The organism is Microcoleus sp. B6-A1 (genome assembly GCF_036705085.1).
Lineage (GTDB): Bacteria > Cyanobacteriota > Cyanobacteriia > Cyanobacteriales > Microcoleaceae > Microcoleus.
On record NZ_JAUBTU010000086.1, the window covers coordinates 23,276 to 29,581 of the forward strand.

Here is a 6,306-nt window from a genome sequence, read left to right on the forward strand (position 1 = left end):
GCGCCAGCCCTGGATCGTCAATTTAGAGCCGGGCGGTCGATTTTCCGGCTGTCCTATGATGATGATTTCAGAATCGATAGAAGAGGATAGGTGGTACAGAGAATATTGGTTCCATGAGCCGTTGCAAGCCAATGCAGTATTGAAGATCGCACTTAATTCTGAGGTTTATCCACTTCAACCTGTGACAACAAATGCGTGATTGTGCCCAGAATCAATGACTTCCCCAATTTCTCCCGATCGCCGTTTTTTAAAATATCGAATTGCCCTGCTCATCATTATAATCGTGATTATCCCTTTAGGTTATGCGGTGAGATTTTCTCGCGGCCCTGCACCGGAATGGTTCAACGACTCTTTTGGGAGCATAGCTTATGAGGTATTTTGGATTTTGCTGGTCGTTCTGATCTGGCCGCGATTTTCCCCAATTAGGGCGGCTTTAGCTGTGTGTCTAGCTACCTGCGGAGTAGAGTTTCTCCAACTGTGGACAGCTCCGTTTTTACAAGCAATGCGAGCTACTTTACCCGGAAGGCTGATTTTGGGAAATCACTTTAGTTGGTCAGATTTTATCTCTTATTTTGTGGGGAGTTTTTTAGGTTGGTTGTGGGTGCGATGGCTTCATTTCACTTGCTTCCGATTGTAAGTTGTACTGCATTTAAATTGTAGATTTTGATTGCCCGATCCCAAATCGTCAAATCCTCTCCCCATCAGATCCTCTAACACCACAGACAATCTAGATCCACAAAAGCTGAATGATCTGGTTGCGGTTATTTTCACTTTAGCTAAGCGATCGGGTTAACTTAGAATTGAGAGTTTTTAGGAGTTGAAGTGGGAGCTATATTTCCGCGATCGCGCCATAGCAACAAGGGAATGCTTAACGTTCCTAAAATCATCACAACTCCAGTCAGTATCCAAACTAGCACACGATTTGGGCGATAATCACCTCGCTCAATTTGCCAGAAAACTCGATTATAACGCCATGCTGCCAAGGCAATGACCGCAATTCCAAAAACTACCAGACTCAGCCCTAATGTTTCCGAGTTGAAGAAGGGAGGGGAGGAAACTTCTTGCTGAGTCACTGTAGCTTGAAATTGACGGAGAAATAAACTGAACCGACTGATCGCAAATCCAAAACCGATTAAAGCGAGTGAAGTTCGTAACCATGCAAGAAACGTGCGTTCATTTGCCTGATGTTCCCGCTGTCGGTCTATTTTAGGACTATTGTTCATCAACCCTACCTTTATAAAATATCTTAAACTTTCCCTCGTTGATTATTGTTTCAGTTCAGGTTTCGGAGGGAAGTATCGGTATTGCGATCGTGATTCATCATCACCAAAAAATATAGTATCATATCAAATCCGTTAGCATCGGAATAGTAAATTCGAGTTCACTGTTGACTGTTGACTGTTGACTGTCAACCGTCAACCGTCCACATCATTCCGGTGAAACCGGAATTGATATCAGTAAATCGACAAAAAAGCGATCGCCTCCCTCTCTATCAACAGAAAAGAAGAGGACACAGCATTGCTGTGTCCCTACAAATACCCCAGTTAAATCCCCGTTTAAAAAGACTTAGCCGCACCGCCGGACTGAGCCTTTTTCTGCAACCAATCCTTACCCAATCTAATTGTCACGTCGGACTGCAAAGAACCCGTACTCTCAACCAGCACATCTCCAAAACCCAAAAACTGGCGAATTGCTTGAGCACCTTTAAGATCGCCCTGTTGAGCTACTAGAGTAGTTACCTCCAGCGGTTCGGGCCAAGCTTTATAAACCTGAACATTCCGATAACCGGCTTGAGTCAATTTATTGACAAAATCTTCAACAGCCGATGGATCTCCGGTACTATCTTGAATCGCCACATTCAGAAAAGTCGAATCAGCATTCTCAATTTGCCAAGTATTTTGGCCGAAGTCAAAATGTTCCGCCACCATAGTTTCGATGGCATATTGGTCTGGCAACCAAAAACTTGACTTGTAGTCCTTAGAATCGCTAAATTTACCGGGAACCATCAACATCTGCACGCCAGCGCGATCGGTTTGAGTAGCAAAACCAGCCAAAGCTACCAATTCTTCTATACTCAAATTCGTGTCAAGGTGAGACTGAATCACCGACAAAATCTTCGGTAGTCGAGACAGCAAACCTACATTTACTTCCTGTTCCACAAAAGCCCGCATCAACAATTGTTGGCGCTGCACCCGCCCGATGTCGCCCAAATCGTCGTGTCGGTAAAGCAAATATTGGACGATTTGTTCGCCGTTGAGTTTCTGCTTGCCAGCCTTTAAATCTATATATAAATGCTGGCTGTGATCGGTATACTTCATGTCTTTAGGGACATTAATAGTAATGCCACCCAGGGCATCGACCAAACTTTTTATGCCATGAATATTAACTGTGACATAGCGGTCAATTCCTACACCGCCCAGGAGTCCGCTGACTGACTTCGCTGACGAAGCCGGGCCACCGTAGTAATTAGCTTCGTTGATTTTCACCTCGCCCCTGCCTTCAACATAGGTGCGGGTGTCTCGCGGAATGGAAAGCACGCTTAACTTTTTATTTTGAGGGTCAAACCTAACCAAAAGCATGGTATCGGTTAACCCCTTAAATGAGTTTTCCCAAACCTCGTGTCCGACATTTTTGTTGACACTTCCTTCGATGTCAGAGGTCAGAACTTTAAGTCCTAAAACTAAAATATTAACTGGCCGAGTCAGCTCCGGCATTTTCATGCTGAGCTTTGCCATGTCGCCTTGAGAAAATACTGCTGCTTCTTCAGGGCTCAACTTTTGTTGCTGAAGCGGCGTTGTAGAAAGGGAGACGGCTAGCAATGCTCCGGCTGTGGCTGAGAGCATGGCTACTCCCGCCAAACCAAAACCAAAACCCAGCCAGCGGCCTCGATGGGGCTGGGAAGCTTTTTTGGTGGCAGGTTGAGCAGTTGATTGTTGGATAGGGTCTTGATTAGGAATTTTTTGAGCTGGCACTGGCTTCCTCACACACAACAAAAATAAAAAAGATAATGGCAATATGTAGTATCAAGCTGAAGACGCACTCAATCAATAGGGTAGGGGCTTAAAAGAACCCTAAATTATGATAAATGTTTGCCTACTACTTGCTCGGCTACCCGACTAATTCCGGGCAACCATAGTGGTTGACGCTTCCAGAGGCGAACCATCAGTCCCAGAGCAACGATGAAATAGCTGGTTGTTAGCAGGCTACTCATTAATAACATGGGAAGTGTCGGAGATTCCGCAGAAATCGCTCCCGCTTCTAAAAGAATATGTCCTAAGAGCCAACTAAAAGCAAGGGCAATTGCCAAGCGGCTGATGGCTTTGCGTTCGGGAGTACCCTGACGGCGGTAAAGAGTCCACAGGGCGGGGAAAAAGCCGATGACGGGGATCATTAATACAAACAGACTGGCACGATCGAGTTCAGGATTTTCTAAGGGATCTGTATTTTTCATGATTCGGTACTCAAAATTTGCAGAAGGTCAATCGATTTTAGATTTTAGATTTTAGATTTTAGATTGAAGCATTGACTTGCGCGAGATAAATTCGGGCGGCAAGTTTCATCGGATACAGGTTTTTTATTTCTGGACGGATGAATTTGGGGGCTTGTATCCTGGATGCTTTCGGTCGGATTTTGCACACAAGTTATTTGTTAGAGGGAAAATTTATATCCTAAACCAAAATTCGGATAGCAGGGCTGGTGTGATCGCCAAACTTGTCTGTCAGAGGCAAAATTTTTCGGTGCTGGGGATCTCGCGATCGATCGTTGGCAACTTTTCGACCCGGAGACCCGTATTTTGATAAACTGGATACAGCACAGCAGACAGGAGAACAGACTTAGCCATGACCCAATCCCAAAAACCAATCGTTATTGCTCCATCCATATTATCAGCCGATTTTAGCCGTCTCGGAGAAGAGATTCAGGCTGTCGATCGAGCTGGGGCTGACTGGATTCACGTAGATGTGATGGACGGTCGCTTTGTTCCTAATATTACTATCGGGCCGCTGATTGTTGAGGCAATTCGCCCTGTTACTACCAAGGTGATCGATGTCCACTTGATGATTGTGGAGCCGGAGAAGTACGTCGAGGACTTCGCTAAGGCTGGTGCTGACATTATTTCGGTTCACGCGGAACACAATGCTTCGCCTCACTTGCACCGTACCCTCGGCCAAATTCGGGAATTGGGGAAAATGGCTGGTGTGGTTCTGAATCCTTCGACGCCTTTGGAGTTGATCGAGTACGTGCTGGAACTTTGCGATTTGGTGCTGATTATGAGCGTCAATCCGGGCTTTGGTGGTCAAAGTTTTATCCCGGCTGTTTTGCCGAAAATTCGCCAGTTGCGTAAAATGTGCGACGACAAGGGCCTCGATCCTTGGATTGAGGTGGATGGCGGTTTGAAGGGGAACAATACTTGGCAGGTTCTGGAAGCGGGCGCAAATGCGATCGTCGCTGGTTCTGCTGTGTTTAAGGCGAATGATTACGCAGGGGCGATCGAGGGTATCCGCCACAGCAAGCGCCCGACTCCTGAGTTGGCTGCGGTTTAATCAAAGATTTTTCGAGTTTTTCTGGTTTTTCTCGTTCCCAGCCTGCTTTGGCTGGGAACGCATTTTTATCAAAAATCTGGGTTTAAAACCCTGTCCTTCTAGCGGGACTTAAACAAATTTTAAGCCCAAACAAAGCCTAAACTGGCTTTATAAGCGGAGAATACGTCCCAATTTTGGTTCAACCATTTCACAAACCTAAAAGATATGGCTGTCCGAAATGCTTCGAGTGCATCACTAAAAGTGTTTAAAGGTTTGTTTGCCCATTTGCGCCTTAATCCTCCTGTTAAGGTATGCCAGAGAATGAAAGTGTAGGCACAAAACACCATAATGAAATGTCTTTTCAGGCTGATTTCATCTCTGACTTGATATTCATTTAACCCCAACCAGCCCTTGGCTTCCCGATAGAAAACTTCAACCCAATTTCTTTGTGAATAAGTTTTTACTATCCACTCCTCTGTCGCTTTTGATAAGTCCACATTACTCATCAAATAATCTATTTCAGTGGCGGTATCGAAAGTATCTGCATTCATGACGATGGCTATTACTTTCTTACCCGTGCATTTTGATAACTCGACTTCTTTAATTGCTACCCATACTGTTCTCGGTCGTTCGAGATTGAGTTGGATTTTTGTGAAAGCCCCTACAGGTAAGGCTTTTGTTAAGTTTTCTACTCGAATTTCCTCTGTTTCATTTTCGGTTTTTTGAATTATTACTTTGCGATTCTTGGCGATTCCTCCGATATATTTTAATTTTCGGTTTTCTAATTCTTGTAAAAAACTGGTGTTATTACCATACCCTGCATCCATCAAGACTATTCCTGGCTTATAGCCTCTCGCTAAGGTTTTGTCTATTAAATTTATGGCTATTTCTGGCTTTTTCTTGAATTCTGGGTCCTCTTTTCCTTCTGGTAATGAGTCGGCTTTTTTATATAATTCAATATCTAATGGCAGGCTCTTTTTACCATCATATAGATGACTTGTAACTATTACTACCCCATTGTCAGTTTTTCCGATTTGTCCGATGTATTGTCTGCCTACACCGTCGGTAAAATTACCACTTTTTCGGTGACCTGAATCATCTATTATCAGGCTAAATCCTCGACTAATCTTGGCGCAAGTGACACTGATTCATTACGTCTAGGCGACGTTGATTTAGCTCATTGAATGACCAAGGCGCTGCTGTTAAAAAATGATGTAATTTGTGGTAAGTTACTCCCACGGCATTTGCTGCCATCTGCGACAGGTTTTTTCGCTCACTTTCTCCCAATAATCCCCCTAAATAGTTCCTAAACTCTCGTTTTTGGGCAAGATGACCAAAAATATCGTCAAATCTTTGACACCATCTATCGAAGCAGGGGGGCATCGCGGCAGGGGTTGTCTCTTTCATTGGTCATTCTTTAACGTTATATGCTTGCATAGCAAGCATTATAACGTATTTTCACCGTATTTTTTGTTTAAGTCCCGCTAGGACGGCTTTAATTTCTTAAATCCCTTCCTAAAACTCAGGAAATTTCTAGTACACTAGAGTAGTCAAGGTTAAACTCGCAATGCCCTCGTGAAACAGGACATGAGACACACTTTTAGGCATAAATTGTTGGACCGAGAGCAGCGAAAACTCTTTAAACAGCTAGAGGCTGAATTCAGTAAGCCTTAAACCAGCAAAAACAAACTATTTTTAGGATTGTTAAGCAGGGTAAGAGCATCTTAATCAGGCTTGACACAAGCACTTGAGAATCTGCATCATATAGTCATCATTCATCGCCGCT

The 6,306-nt window shown here is 44.1% G+C and carries 5 protein-coding genes and 1 pseudogene; 2 read left to right on the forward strand and 4 right to left on the reverse strand.

Features of this window, described 5'->3' with window-relative positions; translation table 11 throughout:
- Positions 1–214: 214 nt before the first annotated feature.
- A complete protein-coding gene (locus tag QUB11_RS24920; RefSeq protein ID WP_333206453.1) occupies positions 215–637 on the forward strand; it encodes a DUF2809 domain-containing protein in 423 nt (140 codons plus the stop codon).
- A 157-nt stretch (positions 638–794) separates the two neighbouring features.
- Here QUB11_RS24920 and QUB11_RS24925 read toward each other — a convergent pair whose 3' ends face one another.
- The 3 genes from QUB11_RS24925 to QUB11_RS24935 form a co-directional block, all read right to left on the reverse strand.
- A complete protein-coding gene (locus tag QUB11_RS24925) occupies positions 795–1,223 on the reverse strand; it encodes a DUF202 domain-containing protein (RefSeq protein WP_333206452.1) in 429 nt (142 codons plus the stop codon).
- A 333-nt stretch (positions 1,224–1,556) separates the two neighbouring features.
- A complete protein-coding gene (locus QUB11_RS24930) occupies positions 1,557–2,972 on the reverse strand; it encodes an LCP family protein (protein ID WP_333206451.1) in 1,416 nt (471 codons plus the stop codon).
- 104 nt (positions 2,973–3,076) lie between these two features.
- Entirely contained in the window at positions 3,077–3,451 is a 375-nt protein-coding gene (locus QUB11_RS24935; RefSeq protein ID WP_332978570.1) for a hypothetical protein, read from the reverse strand.
- Positions 3,452–3,839: 388 nt separating this feature from the next.
- On the opposite strand from QUB11_RS24935, the gene rpe reads away from it, so the two are divergent.
- A complete protein-coding gene (gene rpe, locus QUB11_RS24940; protein WP_190744589.1) occupies positions 3,840–4,541 on the forward strand; it encodes a ribulose-phosphate 3-epimerase in 702 nt (233 codons plus the stop codon).
- Positions 4,542–4,660: 119 nt separating this feature from the next.
- Here the strand turns inward: rpe and QUB11_RS24945 are convergent.
- Positions 4,661–5,927: pseudogene (locus QUB11_RS24945) on the reverse strand (IS701 family transposase).
- Between the last annotated feature and the right edge of the window lie 379 nt (positions 5,928–6,306).